The sequence below is a fragment of the Sphingobacterium sp. genome (assembly GCF_032065005.1).
Taxonomy (GTDB): Bacteria; Bacteroidota; Bacteroidia; order Sphingobacteriales; family Sphingobacteriaceae; genus Sphingobacterium.
On the sequence record NZ_DAMBMM010000004.1, the window covers coordinates 62,586 to 85,883 of the forward strand.

Below are 23,298 nucleotides of genomic sequence, written 5' to 3' on the forward strand. Positions count from 1 at the left end.
ATATTGACGAGAAGTAGAAACTACTTTTTGAAATGCTATTGGGTAGAAGGTCTCTTTCATTTTTATCGGGAGACAAAGGTACAAATTATTTTAATTCGCAAACAATAGTTTTTTAATTTATTCTCTACCTTATTTCCATTAAAAAAGCCCTGTGGTTATACACCGCAGGGCTTCCCATATCTTTGAATAAATTACTTCGTCAATTTGAAAATATCGTTTCCAAAAACGAATATCATCAGTGCGATAATGATGAAGAACCCAACGATCTGGGCTTTCTCCAAGAACTTATCACTCAATGGCTTCCCTTGGATCATCTCAATCAACAAGAAGATCACGTGACCACCATCCAATGCTGGAATGGGCAAGATATTCATAAAGGCCAAGGCCATAGAAAGCATACCTACCAGACTCCAGAACCTCAACCAATCCACCTCTGTACCGAACATGGTTGCAATCCCTACCGGGCCTGAAAGCGCTTTATCAGCACGAACCTCACCTTTGAAAATCTTTCCGAATCCCTTGATGTTATCCGTAATCACCGAGAAAGCTTTGCTTGCGCCCAATGGCAAGGACTCCATAAAGCCATATTTATGCTGAACTACTGGAAGGTTTAGGAAACCTAGGGTAGCAGAGCTATCTGCAGCTGCCGTTAAAGCCATTGGACTTCCTTTACGAACAATATCCAAGTTCACTTCCTTATTCTTATTTGCCGCCAATTCTGATTTGAATTGATCCAATTGCTGCACTTGAACACCATTGATCGAAACAATGCTATCCCCTACTTGCAATCCCATCTTTTCTGCCCTACTGTTCTTCTCGACCATCGTTACGGGAAGCATCTTGAACATAGGCTGAACCAACTCGTTCTTCTTATGTTCAGAGACATCATTCAGGATGTCGCTAGGCAATTTTATCTCCATTTGCTGACCTGCACGGTCTACCGTCAACACCGCATCCCCCATCAACACATCCGAAGTCAACAGGTCCTGATAGAACAGATTCGCTTTTTTGCCATTTACGGCAAGGATCTTATCCCCTTCTTTCAAGCCTACCTTTTCACCGATAATGCCTGGTTTTACACCATAAAGCTGCGTATTGTTAAAGTCGGTAGTTCCATATTTAAAGGTCAACATCCAGAAAACGACGATACCAACGATAACATTGACAATGATACCGCCCAGCATAACGATCAAACGTTGCCAAGCCGGTTTAGAACGGAATTCCCATGGCTGTGGTTCGCCTTTCATCTGTTCAGTATCCATCGATTCATCGATCATACCCGCGATCTTCACATAACCACCCAACGGCAACCAGCCCACACCATACTCACAACCTTTATAATTGAATTTGAACAATTTCACACCCCAGGCATCAAAGAAAAGATAAAACTTCTCCACCTTGATTCCGAATGCCCGAGCAGCTAGAAAGTGCCCAAGCTCATGCAAGATGATTAATAATGACAAGCCTAAAAGTACTTGCCCAACCATGATTACAATTCCCATTGATTATATTTTTATTATTTTATTTACTATTTAATTATTTAAATACGTTCTATTAAACTTCGTGCCACAGTCCGGCTTTCCAAATCGAACTGTAAATAATCCTCTAAACTTAACGTTTTTTGTGATTTCACCTGACACAATGTCTCTTCAATGATTTCACTCATCTGTAGAAAACCAACCTGGTCATTCAAAAAAGCATCAACAACCACCTCATTGGCACCATTCAGCACACAGGCCGCATTACCACCCGCTTCTAGGGCTTGAAATGCCAGCTTCAGATTTCGGAAAACCTCCATATCGGGCTGTTCAAAAGTCAAATTTGGGTAGTCCAAGAAACTAAATCGCTTAAAGTTATTTTCAAATCGCTGTGGATAGGTCAAGGCATATTGAATGGGGAGCTTCATGTCTGGTAAGCCCAGCTGAGCTTTCAGGGAACCATCTTCAAATTGCACCAACGAATGGATAATGGATTGCGGATGGATAATGACATCGATCTGGTCATATTCTAAACCGAACAGCCATTTAGCCTCTATCACTTCCAATCCTTTATTCATCAGAGAAGCCGAGTCAATGGTTATTTTAGCCCCCATTGTCCAATTCGGATGCTTCAAAGCTTGCGCTTTCGTCACCGACTTTAAATCTTCGATTGATTTCCCACGGAAGGGACCTCCCGAGGCTGTAAGAATAATTTTCTCTATAGGGTTAGCCTCTTCACCGGCCAGGCATTGAAATATAGCGGAATGCTCCGAGTCAACCGGCAACAGTTTAACCTGATGTTTTTCAACCAAGCCTGTAATCAGTTCCCCAGCAACCACCAAAGTCTCTTTATTGGCCAGAGCGATATCCTTCCCCGATTCAATGGCCGCAACAGTGGGCCTTAGCCCTACAGCACCAACCACTGCCGTCAGGACGATATCTATATCATCCCGTTTCACGGTCTCCACCAGTGCATCTTCTCCGAACAGGACGTCGATGCCCTTGCCCTGCAACGTATCGCTTACCTTCTCAAAAGCCGTCTTTTCACAAACGACCACTGCAGCTGGCCTGAACTTAAGAGCCTGTTGAATCAATAAATCGGCGTTTCTTCCGGCAGATAGTACAGTAATCGAAAAATGATCAGGATATTGTTCTACTACTTCTAAGGTCTGTGTCCCAATACTGCCCGTAGAACCTAATATGGCTAATTTCCTTTTACTCAAAACTTAAATGATTTTATATAATGTTATCCATAAGGGAAGGATCAGAACTGCCCTTATAGGCTTTAATCATGTCAATATACACAATTGACATAACAACGCTGACCACAGGAATAATCACAAAGGAATTGATAAGACTCAAGATCTTTGAAACCAAGGAATACCCCATGTATTCAGTACCTAATTGTAGTAGATGAGTGAATGCAATAATAAAGATAATGGCCAATAGCCTCAAAACATTCCCCTTCGTCATTGCCAGACTGAACCGATATGACTTGAAGGTATTGAAGCCATTCTCCACGATGAAGAATGGAAAGAAGGTGGTCCTTATCAATACGAACAACATGATTACACCTGTCAAAAACGGGTGAATCTCGGTCTGAACCGTATTCATGTTGACCCCTAGATACAATAAAGGGAACAATGCCACATACATAACGATGTAAACCACAAATGCGATCAAACTGTAAAGCAAAAGCCCCAAGATGTAATAGCAAAATTGAGACATGGTCGGCAGGTAATCCATCAAGCCATGGCTTTTCTCATCTTTAGCCAAGAAAATAGCCTTCTTTAAAAGCACTAATTGCAGACCAAAATAGATAGCCACAAAAAGCAGCAATAAAAGCACTTTCACGATCAGATTCGAAGAATCCAAATACATCGCTAGAAAAGAGGAAAGATTAGAAGTTACAAAAATTAAAAAACACAGCCCAGCGATAGAAATATAATTCCTCATGAGGATATCTATTGCTCTTAAAACAACGTCGTTAGCTTTAAATGTAATGTCTTTTAGAAAATCTAGCATGGCATGAATAATATTGCAAATATGATAATTTTTTCGGTGGAATCAATTATTTTGAACCGCTATGTGTTATAAAAAAAGGCTAAGATTTTATATTCTTAGCCTTTTATCGACAATTCTTACCTTAAATTTTCTGGAACAGGTTTGTCCAATAGGTATTGGTAATAAAACCTTGTTCTTTCCTTGAAATCATAAGCACTTTTCGAACGGTTGAATCCATGTCTGCTTCCAGGATAGATCATCAGTTCAAATGGAACCGCCCTATCGGTCAATGCATCCACCAACTGAATTGTATTTTGCATATGCACGTTATCATCCATATCGCCATGCATGATACGCAACCTACCTTTGTATTGATTTACATAAGGCAAAATAGAACCATTTTTATAGCCTTCAGGGTTAGATTGAGGGGTATCCATCCAACGCTCGGTATAGTGGGTATCATATAATTCCCAGCTCGTTACAGGCGCACCCGCTATTCCGTAGTCAAAGTAGTCGGCACCCTTGGTCAATGCCAGACAGGTCATGTAACCACCGTAACTATGTCCAGTGATCAATAGTTTATCTTTAGCCACAAAAGGCTTAGCTTTGAGCCATTTGGCAACGGTGATATAATCCACCAATTCCCAGTTCCCTAAGTTTCTGTGCATCCATGCCACACCTTGCTTTCCAAAATGGCCAGAAGCCCTATGGTCAGCTTCAATTTGAATAATACCTTCTTGAGACCAATATTCACCGTTCACCCCTTTCCATGTGTTTCTCACGGTACCCGCATCAGGGCCACCATAGATACTCATGATCACAGGATACTGTTTCGTTTCGTCAAAATCCGTAGGATAAGTGATGATCAATGGAAGATTAAACTTCCCATCTTCCGAAGGAATGGTCATGTACTCGCGTTTTGCCACTTTATAGTTTGCATAATCATCAGCTTTGCTATCCGCCAATTCTTTCAAAACCTTTCCTTTGTTGTCCAAAAGGGCAACCTTATTTGGCGTGTGGATATTGGAGTAGTTCGTGATGAAATATTTCCCATCAGGCGACACCAATACATTGTGTGTATAGTCGCCAAATGTCAATCTCTGCATATTTTTGCCATCAAAGCCGATTCTATATAGATCCTTGGTTGCTGAATTCTCTTTTCTCGCAGAAAAATAAAGGATTTTACCTTTCTCATCGATACGCTCAATGGAAGTCACCTGCCAATCACCCTGTGTAATAGGGTTCAGCAATTTACCATCCAAGGTATATAGGTAGTAATGTGCCCATCCCGTCTTATCCGATTTCAGGATATAGTGTTTGTTATCTGCCAAATAAGTGATACGCTCATCATGGTCCAAATTGATCCATGTTGGCTGCTCCTCATTATAGATTTCCGTTTTTTGTCCATTATCAGGGTTCACAGCATAGAACTTCAAGGTATTTTGCTCCCTGTTCATCCATTGCACCATGATCGATTTACTGTCAAAGCTCCAGTATGGCTGTCCAAAGTATTGATCATCTTTCTCGTTGAAATCTGCCCAAACGATTGGAGACCCCTCAACTTTCACAAATCCTACCTTTACTTCCGGGTTAGGGTCGCCTGCTTTAGGGTATCGAGTTTCTTCGAGATAGCCGTGCTGACCTTTTGAAACATAGATCGGGAACATGGGAACCTTGGTGTCATCAAAACGCATAAAAGCAATTTCCTTACTATCAGGTGACCACCAGAAAGCCCTATAATTGGTAGGGCGACCTAGGATTTCCTCATAATAAACCCATGAAGACCAACCGTTGTAGATTACGTCCGTCCCATCTGTGGTATAGCGAACCTCTTTACCAGAGGCTATTTCTAGGCCATACAAATCGCTTTTTCTCGTAAAGGCTACATATTTACCGTCTGGCGAAAGGGTTGGATTTTGCTCTTCCACTTCAGGGGAATTCGTCAATTTCTTGGCCTCTCCTTCCGGATATTGGATAAAAACATCCTTGTCCTTTACAAAAACCTGAGTCGAACTGTTCACAGGATAGCTGTAACTTTCTTTCTTCCCAGTCTTTACATTGACTTTGAAGAGCTGATTGTTAGCCCTTTCTATATAATGATTGGCATCGGCCCAACCTTCAAAACGACTGATCGTCTTGGTCAATGAAGGTGCTTGGTTCCAAGCCTGTTCATAGGATAATTTTTTCGTTTGTGCGTCTGCCCCTGCTGTCGACAAGATAAACAGCGTAAGACAAGCCGCTGAAAACAACTTGTTCATATGATTTCGTAATTAGTAATTTGTTTCAATAAATCTTCGAAAATAGGAAATTCTTACCGATCTAGTAAAATAATACCTGTAACATATTTAACGAAATCGATAGCATAAACTGCAATGGGATCAAACGGTTATTATTGGAGGATTATCAGACGGACCATCTTACTGTCCGTCAATAAGGGAATTGCAATGAAGATGCAGCTGCCAATAAAAAAGAGCCACTAAATCTTAGTGGCCCATTAATTATGTATTCAAAACTAAATTAAAAAGAGTAATTGTCTTTTTGTACTAGTTCGCCATTGTTCTCAAAACCATTTTCGTCTTGATTTGGCTCATATCTTTTTTCAACAACTTCTTGGTTAGCTTTAATGTATTCAACTACATCCTGAAGGCCTTCTGCAAACTTTTCAAAGTCTTCTTTATAAAGGAAGATCTTGTGTTTAATAAACTGTCCGTCTTCGAAACGCTTTTTACTTTCTGTAATTGTCACATAATAGTCGTTCGAGCGAGTGGCTTTCACATCAAAAAAATAAGTACGTTTGCCCGCTCTCACCTTTTTTGAAAATACCTCTTCACGCTCTTTATTGTCAAAATCTCCCATTAGATTAATATAAAATTTAAGTTTAACCCTCTATTTTCAGTCATAAATATATAATATTTAATTTCAATCATCCAAATTTTATTTAAAAATTATTATTATAATAATTAAAAATTTGCACTTGACTTGAAGAGATTGCAAATCGAATTTGGATTTTTACCGATTAAATACAGTTATTCACCGAAAAAAATGCCCAAGAGACCTATTTGCTCTGTGGCTATGCTTATATTCGCTATACTTTTGAGTAAACTAATTCAAAAGGAAACAATATCATGAATAATCAAACAACGAAAACAGATTACGAAAAGCCACCTAAAAACAACAAATCTTCCAACTTAGTCGGATTTATCATTGTTTTTTTAGGAGTAGCCATCCTATTCAAAAACCTGAACATGGGCAATATCATCCCGAATTGGATGTTCGGATGGGAGACCATCTTGATTGTCATCGGTCTGGTAATTGGGGTCAATTCAAAATTTGAAAAGAAATCCTCTATTGTCCTGATCATTATCGGTTCAGTATTCTTATTAAAGAATGAATTGGATATTCACTTAGGTAGGTTCTTGATCCCTGCAGCCGCTATTGCACTGGGCTTCTATTTGATCAATCGTAACAAAAACACCCCGCAATTGCCTCCAACGACTCCTCCGCGCAACGATGAGTACGACTGGGACAAACGCGTAAACCAAGACTATCCAGGGAATACAGAAGGGCCAACTAACCCCGGCACTCAAAACCCTAACGATACCTATGCTCAGGCCCCCGGTACTGAGCATAGGCCATACGGTAGAAATTTCCTGCCCGATTTCGAAAACTACCTGAAAGTAGACAACTTCTTCAGTGACACCAAAAAGGTCATCCTGAGCAAAAATTTCTTGGGTGGCAATATTACCTCGGTATTTGGAAGCACCCAGTTGAACTTTCTACAGGCCGATCTGAAACAACCTGTCGTTATAGATACCTTCCAATTGTTTGGAAGCACCAAAATCATCGTCCCTACCAATTGGAAAGTATATTCCAACGTATCTTCTATTTTTGGAGAGGTAGACGACAGAAGACCCATGATCGAAGTCGTTACGGACGAGAACAAAAAGATCTATATCACAGGTACCTCGCTATTTGGAGGATTAACCATTAAGAACAGTTAGTTTTAGGCATGCAAAAACCCATTAGTGAACAATCCAAACGCTATGTAATCCATGCCTCCTCGTGGATTATTTGTGTTTTATATTTCCTTATTGTTTATGGACTTTTGCTTTGGTCAAACATTGCCAAGGTCACTGCTGCTTACGATGCAGTCATCGGCGCCTTGACCATGACCGGAATTTCCTATCTGATCTATAGCACCCTTCAGTTCTATCTTCCAAACAACAAGAACTATTGGAAGCTTTTTTCCATGGCCGCAATCTTCTCAGCCATCAGTGTTCTCATCATCCGCATCTTGATTATTCAGCTTTCCCCCGATGAAAACCTGGTCTATTTAGATTTTAGCCTTCCATTTCGCTTTGTGATCAACTTCTTGATCATCACTTGCGTCATGACCATCAATATCTTCTGGAATATCCAGGAGGAACTCGTATTCAACAAAAGACGAAAAGACGAAAGTGAACGTATGGTTCGAGATGCCGAGCTCTACAATTTAAGACAGCAATTGCAACCCCACTTTCTATTCAATAGCTTAAATTCCATCATCGCGCTCATCGGCAGCAAACCTACGGAAGCCCGAAACATGGTCTTCCAACTTTCAGACTTCCTTCGGGGTACCATGAGAAAGGATGAAAAACAGTTTACGACCGTAGAAGAAGAAATAAATCATTTAAGCTTATATTTGGATATTGAAAAAGTAAGGTTCGGACATCGACTCAGTACCGAATTTGATTATGATGAAAGCGTTCTCAATGGCACGATCCCTGTAATGATCTTGCAGCCATTGGTAGAAAACGCCATTAAATTCGGCCTTTACAATGTGACGGACCAAGTAACCATTAGAACCAGTATCCATTTAGAGAACAATATGTTGACCATCCAAATCAGCAATCCCTTCGAACAGGATCAACCTGAACAGAAAAAAGGAACTGGCTTTGGCTTGACCAGCATTCAGCGAAGACTGTACCTCCTATTTGGCAGGACTGACCTATTGGAAACAGCTGTCGATGGAAGTACATTTATATCCACCCTAAGAATCCCTCAACTATGATAAAGACAATCCTTATAGACGATGAACCATTAGCGAGAAGCATGGTCCTGGAATATTTAAAAGAACACCCAGATTTTGAAGTATTGGCAGAATGCAACGATGGATTCGAAGGCGTAAAGGCTATACAGCAATTCCAACCTGATTTGGTGTTCCTGGACATTCAAATGCCAAAACTGACCGGATTCGAAATGCTGGAACTGTTAGACAACCAGCCCCATGTCATATTTACGACAGCTTTTGATGAATATGCACTCAAGGCCTTTGAAAAAAACGCCGTGGACTATCTCTTGAAACCAATCCGACCGGATCGCTTTCAAAAGGCAATTGACAAATTCAAGGCCTCATTCAATGGCCAGCAAGCACCAAAAATAGACTCTGCCAAGCTTCAGGAATCCATGGAAGAGGATACTTCCTTGGAACGCATCGTGGTTAAAACGGGTAACCAAATCAAGATTATCCCGGTCCAACAGATCAATTTCCTGGAAGCCTATGATGATTATGTGAAAATCCACACCCCAGACGGCATGTTCTTAAAGAACAAGACCATGAGCTCCTTTGAGAAACAACTGGATGCTAAACAATATGTCAGGGTCCACCGTTCCTTTATCGTAAAAGTCGATCAACTCCAAAAGATAGAACCCATGGAAAAGGACAGCTATATTGCCACCCTCCTAACTGGTGAGAAGGTCAATATCAGCAAGTCTGGCTATGCAAGATTGAAGCAAGTTATAGGTTTATAATTTGTTTTGTATTTTTGGGCATGAGAATTAAAGCGATCAACCTCCTCATTATCCTAGTTTTATCTTGTTTGGGCACTGTGAAAGCCCAGACGGTTGACGAGAATAACAACAGGGCCGTATTCAATAGAATTGAATTTTTCTTCAATTCCCAGCAAGTTGACTCCATCTACAATCTTGCCAGTGATGGTTTTAAACAAAACATCAGCAAGGAAAAGATGGCTCAATTACTGGACAATCTTTTTATCCTAGGCCGCATTGAGAATGTGACTAAAACAGGATTTAGCAGAGGATTGGCAACCTATAAAGTGGAATTGCAACAGGAAACCCTGACGATGCAGCTTGCCATTGACTCCAACATGAGGTACAACACCTTTTTAATAAAACCTTACTCCCCTGATGAAGCACCGAAAAAGGAGGAAATCCTTTCCAATGTAGAAGCTAAAAGTCCTTTGGATCAATACATCGACTCAGTAGCCCGCAATTATGCGAAAAATGGAAATGCACATTCCCTTGCAGTTGCTGTCATTCACCAAAACAAGATCAATACATTTTTTTATGGTGAAACCACTCCGGGAAACAGCACGCTTCCTGATGCCAATACGTTATATGAAATCGGTTCGGTAACCAAAACTTTTACGGCCACCTTATTGGCGGAGATGGTCAATAAAGGAACCATTTCCTTAGAAGACAGCATCGCGAAATTTCTGCCAGACTCCGTAGCCCAAAATCCAGATGTGCAAAAAATCACGTTCAAGATGTTGGCAAACCATACCTCAGGCCTACCTAGGCTTCCAGACAACTGGAATAAGGTCCCAAAATTCTCCAGCAGTGATCCCTATGCTGCATACGATAAAAAAGCACTGTATGCATTCTTAAAAAGCTTCAAATCCAAAGAAGAGGCAGGAACGGTCTACGAGTACAGCAATCTAGGCTATGGCTTATTGGGCGAGCTCCTATCGACCATTTCGAAAAAGCCATATATGACCATGGTCAAGGAAATGATCTTGACCCCCTTAGAAATGACGAACAGCACGGATAAATTGAACCCAAAGGAAAAAAACATCGCTCCACCATTTGATGCAGAAGGCCAACAGGTTCCTTTCTGGAACTTCCAGGCCATTACCGCTGCGGGATCCCTGAAATCGAGTGTAAATGACCTTCTGCGATATACCATTGCGCAATTGACCTACCCAGAAACTGATGTTCAAAAAGCCATGAACTTGACCAAACAGTTCACCTTCTTCGTGCCACCAAACAGTGACATCGGTCTAGCTTGGCATATGAACATGTTGGATGGCGTTATTTATTACCATCATACTGGTGCAACAGCTGGATCAAATGCATTTGTAGGTTTTGTACCCGATGAAAAATCGGTGGTGATCATGCTTTCCAACTCAAGTAATGAATTGGGAAAGGTAGGCACGGCATTATTGGAAAAAGTACTTTCTACGAAATAACCTTGCCGAGCAGTGGCTTAAAGACTAAGATTCACCACGCCAATCGCCAAAATTAACTGGCGTTTGAAAAAATAAAAATAAAGGGAGATTTCCAGTGGAAACCTCCCTTTTTCATTGTTTAGTTCTCTTATTAATTTACATTCCAATTTCAAGATCCATCCTGGGATAAAAATTTACACTGGAGATAAAATGAAGAAAAAAACCAATCGCTTTTCCATCTTTAATCTGATCTGGAACTTCCTAAGAAAGAAAATAAACTAGTTTTCCTTCAGGGACGCTACTAAACTCAATTATTCGAATGAAAAGGAATATACGGGTTTAATAAATGTGTGCAACACTAAACTTCTGCGATCAAGTCTACCTCGAGCATATATCCATGACGTAATTCAGCAACCGGAACAACCGTCCGGGCAGGCTTATGTTTACCAATGAAATCGGCAAACAAAGCATTGAATTGGGGGCAATATTTCACATCACAGACATAGGCTGTAACCTTGACAATCTTCGACATACTGCTCGAAGAAGCTAATAGAATATTCTCAATGTTCTGAAATACAACAGTAAATTGACTTTCGAAATCATCGTGCTCGTGATGTTTTCCATCTGCCGATATGGGCAACTGACCCGACACAAACAGAAAATGATTTGATACTATGGCTGTACTATAATGTCCATTTGGTTTTGGCAGTCGGTTTCCCTGTAATATTTTCATGTTAAACAATTGATTTTATTCGCTTGTTACAAAATAAACCTATGCTTAAAATTTAAAATAGAACGATATTAGCGTCAGTTCTTCTGTAACTCCTTAGGCAAGAATCCAATCATTTGACGAAAGTACCTCGTAAAATGGCTTTGATCCGAGAAACCACACAAAAAAGCTATCTCTGTAAGCGAATAACCGCTAAAATGCATCAATTCAACTGCTCGAATAATCCTTATTTTCCGCTGGTATAGGAGTACTGTACTCCCTGCATATTTTTCGAAATATTTCGATATTGTTACTTTATGAACCGCACACAGATGCGACAACTCATCTAGAGTGATCTGTTTATTCCAATGTTCCTTGATATAATCCTTGGCGATATTCACCCAGTTCGGAAATTGGCTCAGCACCAATTGCTTCTGAGGTCCTAAATCAAGTGACATAATCAAAGTTTCTACCGCCATAAAAGATTCCTTATCGCGATAAGTTAATTCCTTATAAATGTTAATCATAAATAAATGTATACTTCAACCCCAATTGTAATTTCTTGGCCATTACAATATTTTATTATCGACTGGCTGATATTCGCAAAGACTAAAGAATTTTGAAAATGTTTAATGCGGCTTGAAAATATATTTTCCACTTATACGAACCTTCAGTTAAATTACCCCCAAAGAAATAAATACCATTCATTTCCAGCAATTTATCGCCCCGTAAAACTCAAATACCATCAATTGTTTGTTCAAAAATGTTTCTAAAATTTGATTTCAGCTTTCTTTCTGGTCTTCACATTCGCACAAATCGTTGCCTGCATCTATGTTATCTCCAAAACCAAGATCCTTTTTGTTAGAATTTACTATCTACTACCAATCAAGAACAGTTTTTTCCTTAAAAACTTTCAATATGTAAATATATGAAAACAATTAAATAAGTAATATCACTTTATTTTATTAGGAAAATTTTAGAAATATAAAGTAAAATATAAGAAATGTAAGGTTTTTAATGCTCTAGTCCTGTTTTTGAAGGTACGGAAGTAGCGTTTCAACACGGTTTTCACCGTCAAATTGTTTGATTATTTGTAGAGATTCGGCCTCATAGATATAGGTCGAAGGAAAATTTTTGGGATTAAAACTTAAAATAAATTCACCTTCAGGATCGTATAGGAATCTGACACGCTTATCATTCCGCAAGCCTTTTGCAAACATATTGATATACCCATCCACCAATGGCTTTTCCTGCATGGATATAAAGTAGAAATCAACATCATCCCGAATCATTCCTAAGGACTTGGCAATGCCCTGACCTAGCTCTTGGCAATGCCCACAGCCGGGATCAAACAGGATAAATACCTGGGTATGCTTTCGGTTTAGAGAGTCAGAACTAAACTTGGCCCCCGTATACATATCACTAAATTTGGAAAATGAAGGCATCCTCTCCGGAACCTGCCCTACCGACAAGCTAACGGTTGCGAAAACAGCCAATAGGACTAAAATAATATTCTTCATAACCTGATAATTTGAGCTTAATGCCCCTAAATCTAACAAAAAATACCCCAATATGGAGGGCAAACCGCCCTTTATTGGAAAAATTCAGCTATATTTGTGAAAAATTAAAGTTAAATTTTCAAACGATAACACATTGTGAAAAAGCGTATTGCTATTTTTGCTTCTGGTTCTGGATCGAATGCTCAAAAAATCATGGAGCATTTTAAATACTCTGACAGCGCCGAAGTTGCCTTAGTCCTAAGTAACAACCCGGATGCATATGTTTTACAACGTGCAGATAATTTCGAAATCCCTACGCATGTTTTTGATAAGCACGACTTCTACCAAACCGATGAAATCGTTGACTTGTTAAAAAGACTTGAAATTGATTTAGTAGTATTAGCTGGATTCCTATGGTTAGTGCCTGAAAACCTTTTAAAAAGCTTTCCAAACAAAATCATCAATATACATCCTGCCCTATTGCCAAAATTTGGCGGTAAAGGCATGTATGGGGATAAAGTACATAAAGCAGTATTGGCAGCTGGTGAAGACGAGCACGGGATTACCATTCACTTTGTAAATGAAAATTTCGATGAAGGGGAGATCATTCATCAGGCAAGATTCCGTGTAGAGCCAGGAGACACCTTGGAAATACTAAAGTTCAATGGTCAACAACTTGAACATGCACATTACCCTAAAGTAATCGAGAACCTGTTGAAAAAATACAATTAAACTTAACCTAGTTTAATTTCATAAACATAACAAAGGAGCTACCTCAGGGACAGCTCCTTTTTCATTATCTTCGAGGCCTGCTTCAGCATTCCAATAAACTCAAAATTTCCCCGTATACTACTTGACCTCATTCGAGACACATTCCGAATTTTCCGAATGTGTCTCGAATGAGGTCAAACTGAAACCCAAAGATTTCCTTTCAAATAACTCTTATTTAACTTAGGATATTATTGCTCCTAGTCTAATCAAAATCTCGGAAGAGGAAGGTACCGAATTCCACTAAATAATCCCTCCAATTAGACCAAGTATGACCACCCTCGGATTCATGGTAAATATAATCCAATTTTATCCCATCCAACTTCTTCCTAAAATCAGCTCCAGTATCATAAAGAAAATCATCTTCCCCCATACCTATCCAATATATTTCGTAATCATTTTCCTTTTGTTTCAGCAGGTTTTCATCAAACTTATCATAGACCTCTCTTTTTATCTTATCATTGATCCTATATGCAGCCGAAAACAAACCTATGTATCCAAAAGTGTTCGGATAGAAACTGGAAATAAACATGGCATGGGATCCGCCCATGGACAGACCAGCTATTGCACGGTTTTTCTTATTCTTAATGACTCTATAATTCGACTCCACGAAGTTTATGACTTCATCAAAATTGGATTCCATATCTCCCGAACCTACATCGGGCGTAAAAAACTCGATATTATACTCTCCCTTTTCTGAAAAACCAGGGGCCGCTGAATTGCTGGTATGGCCATTAGGCATCACCACGATCATCGGCACTACCTTACCTTCATCAATCAGGTTGTCCATGATCTGCGCCACCCGACCAAGGGTTGGCCATGCATCTTCATCCCCTCCCATTCCATGCAATAAATACAGCACTGGAAATTTCTCCTTGGAAGACTCATAACCTGGCGGGGTGTAAACGGTCATTCTCCGTTCAGATTTATTTATCCGAGAGGGATACCATTGCTTGATCATGGAACCATGAGGTACTGACATGGTCTTATAATAATCGGCATTCCCTTCATTGGTTATAAAGTAATTGAAGACAGTGCCCACATCCCTCACCTGATACACATTCAAAGGATCATTTATGCGCACGCCATCCACAATAAAGTTATAGAGAAATAGGTCTGACCCTAAACTATCCTGTTTAACCGACCATAGCCCAGAAGCATCCTTTTTCATTGCAACTCTAGGCAATTCTTGCGGCTTCTGAACCATCCAATTTCCCGTTAAATACACAGTTTTTGCGTCAGGAGCAACCAAATTAAAGGTAACCGAATTGTCTTCGGCAACGATAGGGGAACTGACTTTGTTCTCTTTAGCACCAATGTTTTCCTGAGCAATTCCATCCAAACCGATGAGGCCGAGGGCAAAGGTCATTAAAAATATAAGGTGATTCTTCATGGTCAATTTTTTGTTTTAGAATTGGATAATCCAATATACTAATAATTTAAAACTGTTTAGCCAGAGCATTTTAATTATGTAATAAAATTCAAGAAAATTATATTTTAAATAATTATCTTTGCGGCTCCAAACAAAACGCAATGAATCATCCTGTTAAGATTAAAAATGCATTGGTTTCAGTTTATTATAAAGATAACCTTGCACCTCTAATTCAACTACTAAACAAATTCGGAGTTACTTTTTATTCCACTGGCGGCACTGAGTCCTTTATCCGTGATTTAGATATCCCTGTAGAACGTGTTGAAGATTTAACCGGTTACCCTTCCATTTTAGGTGGCCGTGTAAAAACGCTTCACCCGAAAGTATTCGGTGGAATTTTGTCTCGCCGTCCATTGGCAGACGACAAAAAACAATTAGAGGAATACGAAATCCCAGAGATCGATTTAGTAATCGTAGACCTTTACCCATTTGAAGAAACTGTAGCTTCTGGTGCTTCAGAGCAAGATATTATCGAGAAGATTGACATCGGTGGTATTTCATTGATCCGTGCTGCTGCGAAAAACTTCAATGATGTAGTCATTATTTCTTCGAAAAACGACTATACCGAACTGGAAGAAATCTTAGCGGCTCAAGAAGGTGCAACTTCTCTTGAACAACGTAAATCATTCGCTAAACGCGCATTCAATACTTCTTCGCATTACGATACGGCTATCTTCAATTACTTCAATCAAGAAGAGCCTCTAGACGTATTCAAACAATCTGAACAAAATGCTCAAGTTCTTCGTTACGGAGAGAATCCACACCAAAAAGGTGTTTTCTATGGTAACCTTGACGCTATGTTCGATAAATTGAACGGTAAAGAGCTTTCATATAACAATCTGGTTGACGTAGATGCTGCTGTAGCCATTATCGATGAATTCGAGGAGCCTACCTTCGCTATCCTTAAGCATACCAATGCTTGTGGAGTAGCTTCAAGACCTACCATCAAGGCAGCTTGGGAAGCAGCATTAGCGTGTGACCCTGTTTCAGCTTTCGGTGGTGTATTGATCACCAATGGCGAAGTGGATAAAGCAACCGCAGAAGAAATCAACAACTTATTCTTTGAAGTCTTAATCGCTCCTTCCTATACCGAAGAGGCATTACAGATCTTGACGGCTAAGAAAAACAGAATTATCCTTCGTCGTAAAGAGGTTAAATTGCCAACGCAGCAATTCAAAACTCTATTGAACGGGGTAATCCAACAAGATAAGGACAATACCGTAGAAGGTCCTGAACAAATGACGGCTGTAACGGAGGTAAAACCTAGCGAAGAACAGTTGAAAGATCTATACTTTGCAAACAAGATTGTTAAACATACCAAGTCGAACACTATTGTATTCGCTAAAGATGGTACCTTGATCGCTTCAGGAGTTGGTCAAACCTCTCGTGTGGATGCATTGAAGCAAGCGATCGAAAAAGCACAATCTTTCGGTTTTGAAATCAAGGGCAGCGTTATGGCATCGGATGCATTCTTCCCATTCCCTGACTGTGTTGAAATTGCTGGAGATGCTGGTGTTACAGCAGTTTTGCAACCAGGCGGATCGATCAAAGATCAATTGTCAATTGATATGGCCAACGAAAAAGGAGTTGCTATGGTAACGACTGGCGTTCGTCACTTCAAACATTAATAAAAAATTTAAGCTCAGGCTGAAACAAAAGCCCTTCGTAATTCATACGAGGGGCTTTTTTGTTGCTACCCATCCTTGGAATTATTTTTGTACTTCCATAGGCAGACTATTAAAAAATTATATGAAACAACTAGCAATATGTTCACTGGCAGCAGTCCTAGCTTTAGCTGCTTGCCAAGGAAATAAAAATTCAGGTAACACAACTTCAGATAGCACTCTGGTAGCAGATACGGAAGGGATTGACAGTTCAGTGGCAGCAAGCACGGATTCGACATTGCTTGTCCGAGAAAACTTTGAAAGGATCAATGCTATCAAAGATTGGGATAAAATAGACTCTGCACAGGTACATGAGTCAACGGAGGGCGGTGTGGCCACATATTACTTCAAGAACAACAAATTAGAACTTATCAAGGCGAGGAACTATGGTGAAGGTGGTTATTCCTTGCAGGACATGTACCTGAAGGATGATAAGCTATCTTTTGTATTCGAACAGCAGTACAATTACAATACCCATATCATAGATCCGAAATTTGATATGGACAAAACCAAAAAGGCGGGTGAGGTACGGTATTATTTCATGGACGATAAATTGTTCAACCTCATTGCAACCAATAAGGAAAATGAAAAATTCCTGAAAGAAGACCCAAGGACAGATACCCTCATGTTGCATTTGTTCAATCAATTAATCAAGGTCAAGAACAATGGTTTCGACCCGAAAGGGATCTCGGAATAAGGATTTTAAGGAATTGACAGGTCTTAGGAAGTTGCTGTCTACCATAATTATCGGGCATTATAAGGAAGATGTCGATTTGCAAACCTCTCTAAACGAAAATTTTTCGCTATAATCGGGAGGTTTGCTTATTTTTGCAGCAAGATGTCAGATTTAAAATATAACCAACGAGGTGTATCCGCAGGGAAAGAGGATGTACACAACGCAATCAAAAACATTGACAAGGGTTTATTCCCGAAAGCTTTCTGTAAGATTGTTCCAGATATTCTAGCAGCTGATGAGCAATATTGCAACATTATGCATGCAGATGGTGCCGGAACAAAATCTTCCTTAGCCTATGTTTATTGGAAAGAAACCGGAGATGCATCCGTATGGCGTGGCATTGCACAAGATGCCATCATCATGAACTTGGACGACCTATTATGCGTTGGGGCTATTGACAATATAATTCTTTCATCGACCATCGGCAGAAACAAGAACCTGATTCCAGGTGAAGTGATTGCCGAAATCATCAATGGTACTGAGGAAATCCTTGCTGAATTACGTGACTTGGGTATCGGCATCTACTCTACAGGTGGAGAAACTGCTGATGTAGGCGATTTGGTCAGGACTATCATCGTAGATAGCACCGTGACTTGCCGCATGAAGCGTGAAGATGTTATTTCTAATCATAAGATCAAAGGCGGCAATGTGATTGTCGGATTAGCATCTTATGGGAAGGCTACTTACGAAAAAGAGTATAACGGTGGTATGGGATCTAATGGTCTGACATCAGCCCGCCATGACGTGTTCAGTAAGTACATTGCCGAGAAATATCCTGAAAGCTTTGACCCTGCGGTTCCTTATGACTTGGTCTTTGCTGGAGGTAAGGCATTGACTGATATGGTTAAAACAGAAACAGGAGAAGAAGTAAGTGCCGGAAAATTAGTACTTTCGCCTACGCGCACTTATGCACCGGTGATCAAACAGATCTTGGACAAATACCGTAGCCAGATTGATGGTATGGTACATTGTTCAGGAGGTGCTCAAACAAAGGTGCTGCATTTCGTAGACGATGTTCATGTCATCAAGGACAATCTTTTTCCAATTCCGCCACTGTTTGAATTGATCCAGAAAGAATCCAACACCGATTGGCAAGAAATGTATAAAGTATTCAATATGGGTCACCGCATGGAGCTTTATGTTCCTGAGGAAATCGCTGCTGATATCATCAAGATCTCTGAATCTTTTGGTATCCCTGCCCAGATTATCGGTCGTGTGGAAGCTGCAGACAAGAAAAAAGTGACCATTCGTTCACCTTTTGGAGAATTTGTATACGAATAGACTAGGCAGTGAGAGGTAAAAAAACCATTGGCAGAACAGAAACCATTGACCTACCGGAACTAGGTCTATACAATATCCACGCGAAGACGGATACAGGCGCTGAAACCTCTGTTCTACATTGCGAAGAAATGGAGGTGGTGAAAAAAGCTGGCCACCTTTACATTACCGCTTATATCAGGCCAAACGAAGACAGTGAAAAAACCCTGAAACTGACTTTCCCTGTGCACAGAGAAAGAACAGTAAAAAGTTCTTTTGGACAATCGGAGATACGCTATATCTTTTTGACCAAGATTCGTATGTTTAACGAGCTATATGATATCAAATTGTCCTTTCGAAATCGATCAGCCATGTCCTACCCCATGCTATTGGGACGTAATTTTATTACGGGGAAATTCTTGGTCGACGTATCTAAAAAAAACTTAGCAACAAACATCATATAAAACTCATAACATCGTTATCTGTTTAACAAATAAAGAATTGTGAAAATAGCTGTATTATCGACTAACAGGTCATTATATTCTACCCGTAGACTGGTAGAGTCCGCCATAAATAGAGGTCACGAATGCGAAGTGATCGACCATAGCAAATGCTATGTAGGCATACAACAAGCAAAACCATCCATTCATTATAAAGGTCAAGATATTGCAGAGGTTGACGCTGTCATCCCTAGAATTGGTTCATCAGTAACCTTCTATGGATCGGCAATCGTCCGCCAGTTTGAGGTCATGGGTGTCATTTCAGCCAACCCTTCCCAAGCGATCACTCGCTCAAGGGACAAACTGCGCTGCATGCAGATCCTTTCTGGTGCTGGACTTGGTTTACCGATCACGGGTTTTGCCAGGACTGCATCCAATGTGGACGACTTGATCTCCATGGTTGGAGGCGCTCCATTGGTCATCAAATTATTGGAAGGTACGCAAGGGATCGGAGTTGTATTAGCCGAAACCAAAAAAGCTGCCTCATCAGTAATTGAAGCCTTCTACGGACTCGGAAACAATATCTTGATCCAAGAATATATCAAGGAAGCCAAAGGTACCGATATCCGTGCATTCGTAGTCGACGGCAAGGTTGTAGGTGCCATGAAAAGAACGGCCAAAGAGGGTGAATTCCGCTCGAACCTACACCGTGGTGGTACCGCTGAAGTGGTTAAATTAACCAGGACGGAAAGGGAAACTGCTATTGCAGCTGCCCGTGCAATGGGATTGACCGTGGCTGGTGTGGATTTGCTGCCTTCAGCACGTGGACCATTGATCTTAGAGGTAAACTCCTCCCCTGGCCTCGAAGGAATCGAACAGGCAACCGGAAAGGATATCGCCGGAGAGATCATTAAATATCTGGAAAGACAGTATGAAGCCAAACAATTGGCTAAACCGATCACGACCAGAAGGAAAATCAAGAAGGAAAGTAATCTGTAGGGGTTAGATTTGAGATATGAGATGTGAGATGTGAGAGAACTTTCCATCTGATAATAATTGGAGCAGCATGTTTTTACGTGCTGCTTTTTTTGAACCAGGATGGGAAGGATGAGAGGATGGACCAGGATCGGGGACTGAACCACTTAGATGGTCATCGTGCAATGAATGATCTGCAAACAGTCCCTCCATCATAGATGGAGGGAAACAAATTCTTTATTAAGGATAACGAACAGATTCTTTACTAATCGTTCAGAACCAAACCTCTTCCAATTTCATAATTTACATTATCGGCATCTGCTGGGATGTTTTTTTTATTGCTTGATGCTGCTATTCATTCAATGGATGTGGTCCATAGTTTTCCTTTGCTGGATTGTCTTGTCCGGAAGATGATTCTGTACTTGAATTTCCGCTCCCGCCTAAGTAGTAAAAGCTATCTTTATGATAGGGTACTGTAAAGGTTTCCTTAACCCTCTTTGAAAGGTATAGATAAATGGACCAAGCTATAATTACGAAAATAGACCAAAGATCTCCAGGATTCATAAAACCCCAGGTAAGGCTATTTGGATAAATTAGTGAAATGGCGAAATTAGCAAAAATCAGGAGGATCAATCCTGCAATATTCACGAAAAAATAGGTCTGCGGAAAGATATCCCTGCGTTCAAACAATAATATACAGGAATAGATATTAAATGCTAAATAAGCAGCGTGGGACACTAAATATACAATGAGAAAAAGAAGCAAATATCCATAGGCATGATCTGCGTTATCAAGTAATGCCCATAGCGAATCACTGATGGAGGTTGGTGTGAGGAATATCATAACAGTTATAAAAAACACACCAATTACAAGCTTAATTGCCAGAACGATTAACCAACCGCCAATATCATTTCGCTTATGCTCATGATACAGATTGATAAAACCAGTTGGTTTTGATTTATAATGGGTCTTAAATAAAATGATCAGCGTCGCGATGACGATGGTGAAAAACGTAAAGAGAGCTCCAAAATTTATTTTAGGTAATTGTATGGGATTAATTGACCCAATTGTTAAATATCCATTATTATCGACAAAATATAGATACCCCATCCCTTCTTGCATGACCTTGAAATCCTCCACGTACTGCTGAGACTGCTCCATGGGAACAAATGAATCATTATTACGAAAACTAATGGAAATTTTGAGCGTATCCTTATCAGCATACTGCCTTTTTGAATACCAATATGCTTCACGGTCTAAAACCTTTTCTTCTGGTTGAAAAAAGCCTATGGCTTTATTGTCCTTATTGACAATCTTGATTTCATGATGGACATCAAGGGGAAAATTAATGGCAATTGGCTCTAGAATCCCTTCCTCTACTTTGGGCAGGCGATCATAAATGTACTTGGAATACATTGGGGCAGACTTTTGCAAATTCTCTTCGACTATATATGCATCCAAGAGATATTCTTCCTTGATGACCAAAATATTATTTTCCAAATCATCGTCGATGGTCAATGGACTAATATGCTTAGCTTTATCATAAACCCTTTGATAATAATCTTCATACTCCTTTTGCAACTGGTTTTTTGCAGAACTCTGCAGTTGATAGCGGATAGCATCAGCTTCATGGTCATAGTATGTCGTTGTAACCTTTAGATTGGCTTTGCCATCGTCCAAAATCTGGAAAACCTCTAAGATATTGAGAAAGGAACCATGAGTTGCTACCGGTTTTTTCACCTCGGAAAGCCTCTTTCCATTTTCAAGAAACAGAACCTTTCCATAATAAGGAAAATATCGATTCAGGATGCTACCGCCCTGGTTACTAATCGTCGGATCGACGGCAATCAAACGTCCACCGACAACCCCAGCCAAGACCATATGGTTAAATGCAAATGGACTAGGTTGCACCTTATCCAATTCCTTGTCCTGATAGGTATTTGCTAAGATCAAAGAAGACCCTATTCCCTTGCTCTTGAGCATGGAAGCCAATAACAGTGATTTATCCTTACAATCACCATATCGTTGGTTATAGACCATTTCAGGAAGATGAGCACGATGGGAATGTTCGCCCAATTCAATTCCCATATAACGGATGGAGTTCTGAACGAAGTTCAGGCTTTTCTCAAAATATTTCAGACTATCTCCTCCAGCTTCCTGCCAAAGTTTTTGTACCTCCTTATCCAAAGCTGAGCCGGTTTTAATATTAGGGATCGGATTGATCCTCTTTGCCCAATCTGCAACTTGCCTCCAAGTAGAGAATTCAGAAACCTCAACACGAGGTGTATTATCAAACCAGCTGGGTGTATACAATCCCGTTTCTTCGGTCGCATTCATGGGCTGTTCCCAGTAATAATAGGTCAAATTTCCATTGACCTGCTTTTTCTCGACTGATGCACCCTTTTGTTTGCGGATGTTTAATATACGCCCCTCAGGAACGATATAGACCAGATGTACCAGCCCATTGGGTTCTGTGCCTTCTAAATAAAAAGTATTGGCAAATTTCCCTTCAAATACGGGATTAAAACAGATTAGGGAATAGGAAAACACAATCTTATCATCTTTCCTGACATCATCCAAAACAGCAACTGCGGAATAAGTACCGTTGTAAATCATCCTCGAAAGTTCTGTTTCGACAGCTACAGTCTTGAATTTGGAAAGATCCAAGCGATCGAGAACTTTACCCTCTCTAATAACATTCAGTTCATGGATAACCAGTTTTTGGTAAGAGGGATCAAAGCTGACACTCGCCTGCCCTGCATTTTCGGCTCCCGCCGCCTCGCTAACAACTTTGATGGTCCTGTTGAAATGGGTCTGGTTCTGCAGATTAAATTGGTTTTCGATCAATTCAAAATAATAGCCCATACTGATATCATTCAAATCGATGGATTGGGGCTTCATTTGACTTGCTCGCAACCAAGTGGGTAGATTGGCCTTGCTAATCCTCACTGCCGATTGAGCCCATAAAACAGTGCTGCAAACCAGTAATAGGAGAACGGTTATAAAAATTGGTTTTCTCATGTGTTAATAATCAGTAAACGAAGATACTGATTATTCAAGCTGCTTCATCTGGCAATCAAAAATTATTAACAACTGATAAGCAGCCACTT

The 23,298-nt window shown here is 40.2% G+C and carries 20 protein-coding genes; 10 read left to right on the forward strand and 10 right to left on the reverse strand.

Going from position 1 to position 23,298, the window contains the following annotated elements:
• Window positions 1-191 precede the first annotated feature (191 nt).
• From rseP to RT138_RS07750, 5 genes are all read right to left on the reverse strand, one after another.
• Complete coding sequence (rseP, locus tag RT138_RS07730) at window positions 192-1,502, reverse strand: RIP metalloprotease RseP (protein WP_313190208.1); 1,311 nt, start codon at window positions 1,500-1,502, stop codon at window positions 192-194.
• A gap of 38 nt (window positions 1,503-1,540) precedes the next feature.
• Window positions 1,541-2,701, reverse strand: coding sequence for a 1-deoxy-D-xylulose-5-phosphate reductoisomerase (locus RT138_RS07735; RefSeq protein ID WP_313190209.1), 1,161 nt, complete (start codon window positions 2,699-2,701; stop codon window positions 1,541-1,543).
• A gap of 13 nt (window positions 2,702-2,714) precedes the next feature.
• On the reverse strand, window positions 2,715-3,503 hold the full coding sequence (locus RT138_RS07740; protein ID WP_185218188.1) for a hypothetical protein: 789 nt from the start codon (window positions 3,501-3,503) through the stop codon (window positions 2,715-2,717).
• A gap of 116 nt (window positions 3,504-3,619) precedes the next feature.
• Window positions 3,620-5,740, reverse strand: a complete 2,121-nt coding sequence (locus RT138_RS07745; protein ID WP_313190210.1) for a DPP IV N-terminal domain-containing protein — start codon at window positions 5,738-5,740, stop codon at window positions 3,620-3,622.
• Window positions 5,741-5,999: 259 nt separating this feature from the next.
• Complete coding sequence (locus RT138_RS07750) at window positions 6,000-6,338, reverse strand: DUF3276 family protein (RefSeq protein WP_093098970.1); 339 nt, start codon at window positions 6,336-6,338, stop codon at window positions 6,000-6,002.
• 269 nt (window positions 6,339-6,607) lie between these two features.
• Between RT138_RS07750 and RT138_RS07755 the strand changes: the two genes are divergently transcribed.
• From RT138_RS07755 to RT138_RS07770, 4 genes are read left to right on the forward strand one after another with little or no spacing between them, the layout of a single operon-like run.
• Window positions 6,608-7,483 (forward strand): LiaF transmembrane domain-containing protein, encoded by an 876-nt coding sequence (locus RT138_RS07755; RefSeq protein ID WP_313190211.1) that lies wholly within the window; start codon window positions 6,608-6,610, stop codon window positions 7,481-7,483.
• A gap of 8 nt (window positions 7,484-7,491) precedes the next feature.
• Window positions 7,492-8,532, forward strand: a complete 1,041-nt coding sequence (locus RT138_RS07760; RefSeq protein ID WP_313190212.1) for a histidine kinase — start codon at window positions 7,492-7,494, stop codon at window positions 8,530-8,532.
• The gene (locus RT138_RS07765; protein ID WP_313190213.1) at window positions 8,529-9,272 is read left to right on the forward strand and encodes a response regulator; all 744 of its coding nucleotides are present in this window, start codon (window positions 8,529-8,531) and stop codon (window positions 9,270-9,272) included. The genes RT138_RS07760 and RT138_RS07765 overlap by 4 nt, the downstream gene beginning before the upstream one ends.
• 20 nt (window positions 9,273-9,292) lie before the next feature.
• Window positions 9,293-10,729 carry a serine hydrolase gene (locus tag RT138_RS07770; RefSeq protein ID WP_313190214.1) on the forward strand — a complete coding sequence of 479 codons (1,437 nt, stop codon included), beginning with the start codon at window positions 9,293-9,295 and terminating at the stop codon, window positions 10,727-10,729.
• A 337-nt stretch (window positions 10,730-11,066) separates the two neighbouring features.
• Here RT138_RS07770 and RT138_RS07775 read toward each other — a convergent pair whose 3' ends face one another.
• The 3 genes from RT138_RS07775 to RT138_RS07785 all read right to left on the reverse strand — a co-directional run bounded on the left by RT138_RS07775 (window position 11,067) and on the right by RT138_RS07785 (window position 12,937).
• Complete coding sequence (locus tag RT138_RS07775; protein ID WP_313190215.1) at window positions 11,067-11,441, reverse strand: RidA family protein; 375 nt, start codon at window positions 11,439-11,441, stop codon at window positions 11,067-11,069.
• Between the two features lie 74 nt (window positions 11,442-11,515).
• Window positions 11,516-11,944 carry an AraC family transcriptional regulator gene (locus RT138_RS07780; protein WP_313190216.1) on the reverse strand — a complete coding sequence of 143 codons (429 nt, stop codon included), beginning with the start codon at window positions 11,942-11,944 and terminating at the stop codon, window positions 11,516-11,518.
• A gap of 495 nt (window positions 11,945-12,439) precedes the next feature.
• Window positions 12,440-12,937 (reverse strand): hypothetical protein, encoded by a 498-nt coding sequence (locus RT138_RS07785; protein WP_313190217.1) that lies wholly within the window; start codon window positions 12,935-12,937, stop codon window positions 12,440-12,442.
• A gap of 135 nt (window positions 12,938-13,072) precedes the next feature.
• Here RT138_RS07785 and purN point away from each other — a divergent pair, with 135 nt between their 5' ends.
• The gene (purN, locus tag RT138_RS07790; protein ID WP_185210444.1) at window positions 13,073-13,648 is read left to right on the forward strand and encodes a phosphoribosylglycinamide formyltransferase; all 576 of its coding nucleotides are present in this window, start codon (window positions 13,073-13,075) and stop codon (window positions 13,646-13,648) included.
• A gap of 241 nt (window positions 13,649-13,889) precedes the next feature.
• Here the strand turns inward: purN and RT138_RS07795 are convergent, their stop codons facing one another.
• Window positions 13,890-15,077: an esterase gene (locus RT138_RS07795; RefSeq protein WP_313190218.1), complete on the reverse strand. Its 1,188-nt coding sequence runs from the start codon at window positions 15,075-15,077 to the stop codon at window positions 13,890-13,892.
• A 140-nt stretch (window positions 15,078-15,217) separates the two neighbouring features.
• On the opposite strand from RT138_RS07795, the gene purH reads away from it, so the two are divergent.
• The 5 genes from purH to rimK all read left to right on the forward strand — a co-directional run bounded on the left by purH (window position 15,218) and on the right by rimK (window position 20,212).
• Entirely contained in the window at window positions 15,218-16,744 is a 1,527-nt protein-coding gene (gene purH, locus RT138_RS07800) for a bifunctional phosphoribosylaminoimidazolecarboxamide formyltransferase/IMP cyclohydrolase (RefSeq protein ID WP_313190219.1), read from the forward strand.
• Window positions 16,745-16,865: 121 nt separating this feature from the next.
• Window positions 16,866-17,477 (forward strand): hypothetical protein, encoded by a 612-nt coding sequence (locus RT138_RS07805; protein ID WP_313190220.1) that lies wholly within the window; start codon window positions 16,866-16,868, stop codon window positions 17,475-17,477.
• A 141-nt stretch (window positions 17,478-17,618) separates the two neighbouring features.
• Window positions 17,619-18,797, forward strand: a complete 1,179-nt coding sequence (locus tag RT138_RS07810; protein ID WP_313190221.1) for an AIR synthase related protein — start codon at window positions 17,619-17,621, stop codon at window positions 18,795-18,797.
• An 8-nt stretch (window positions 18,798-18,805) separates the two neighbouring features.
• Window positions 18,806-19,237: an ATP-dependent zinc protease gene (locus RT138_RS07815; RefSeq protein WP_185218196.1), complete on the forward strand. Its 432-nt coding sequence runs from the start codon at window positions 18,806-18,808 to the stop codon at window positions 19,235-19,237.
• A gap of 39 nt (window positions 19,238-19,276) precedes the next feature.
• Complete coding sequence (rimK, locus tag RT138_RS07820) at window positions 19,277-20,212, forward strand: 30S ribosomal protein S6--L-glutamate ligase (RefSeq protein WP_185210464.1); 936 nt, start codon at window positions 19,277-19,279, stop codon at window positions 20,210-20,212.
• Window positions 20,213-20,539: 327 nt separating this feature from the next.
• On the opposite strand, the gene RT138_RS07825 is transcribed toward rimK, so the two are convergent.
• Window positions 20,540-23,209: a DUF3857 domain-containing protein gene (locus RT138_RS07825; RefSeq protein ID WP_313190222.1), complete on the reverse strand. Its 2,670-nt coding sequence runs from the start codon at window positions 23,207-23,209 to the stop codon at window positions 20,540-20,542.
• Between the last annotated feature and the right edge of the window lie 89 nt (window positions 23,210-23,298).

Coding starts and splice junctions, on each gene's coding strand:
- rseP (WP_313190208.1), bottom strand. CDS start 1,502: ATGGGAATTGTAATCATGGTTGGGCAAGTACTTTTAGGCTTGTCATTA.
- RT138_RS07740 (WP_185218188.1), bottom strand. CDS start 3,503: ATGCTAGATTTTCTAAAAGACATTACATTTAAAGCTAACGACGTTGTT.
- RT138_RS07745 (WP_313190210.1), bottom strand. CDS start 5,740: ATGAACAAGTTGTTTTCAGCGGCTTGTCTTACGCTGTTTATCTTGTCG.
- RT138_RS07750 (WP_093098970.1), bottom strand. CDS start 6,338: ATGGGAGATTTTGACAATAAAGAGCGTGAAGAGGTATTTTCAAAAAAG.
- RT138_RS07755 (WP_313190211.1), top strand. CDS start 6,608: ATGAATAATCAAACAACGAAAACAGATTACGAAAAGCCACCTAAAAAC.
- RT138_RS07760 (WP_313190212.1), top strand. CDS start 7,492: ATGCAAAAACCCATTAGTGAACAATCCAAACGCTATGTAATCCATGCC.
- RT138_RS07765 (WP_313190213.1), top strand. CDS start 8,529: ATGATAAAGACAATCCTTATAGACGATGAACCATTAGCGAGAAGCATG.
- RT138_RS07770 (WP_313190214.1), top strand. CDS start 9,293: ATGAGAATTAAAGCGATCAACCTCCTCATTATCCTAGTTTTATCTTGT.
- RT138_RS07775 (WP_313190215.1), bottom strand. CDS start 11,441: ATGAAAATATTACAGGGAAACCGACTGCCAAAACCAAATGGACATTAT.
- RT138_RS07780 (WP_313190216.1), bottom strand. CDS start 11,944: ATGATTAACATTTATAAGGAATTAACTTATCGCGATAAGGAATCTTTT.
- RT138_RS07785 (WP_313190217.1), bottom strand. CDS start 12,937: ATGAAGAATATTATTTTAGTCCTATTGGCTGTTTTCGCAACCGTTAGC.
- RT138_RS07795 (WP_313190218.1), bottom strand. CDS start 15,077: ATGAAGAATCACCTTATATTTTTAATGACCTTTGCCCTCGGCCTCATC.
- purH (WP_313190219.1), top strand. CDS start 15,218: ATGAATCATCCTGTTAAGATTAAAAATGCATTGGTTTCAGTTTATTAT.
- RT138_RS07805 (WP_313190220.1), top strand. CDS start 16,866: ATGAAACAACTAGCAATATGTTCACTGGCAGCAGTCCTAGCTTTAGCT.
- RT138_RS07810 (WP_313190221.1), top strand. CDS start 17,619: ATGTCAGATTTAAAATATAACCAACGAGGTGTATCCGCAGGGAAAGAG.
- RT138_RS07825 (WP_313190222.1), bottom strand. CDS start 23,209: ATGAGAAAACCAATTTTTATAACCGTTCTCCTATTACTGGTTTGCAGC.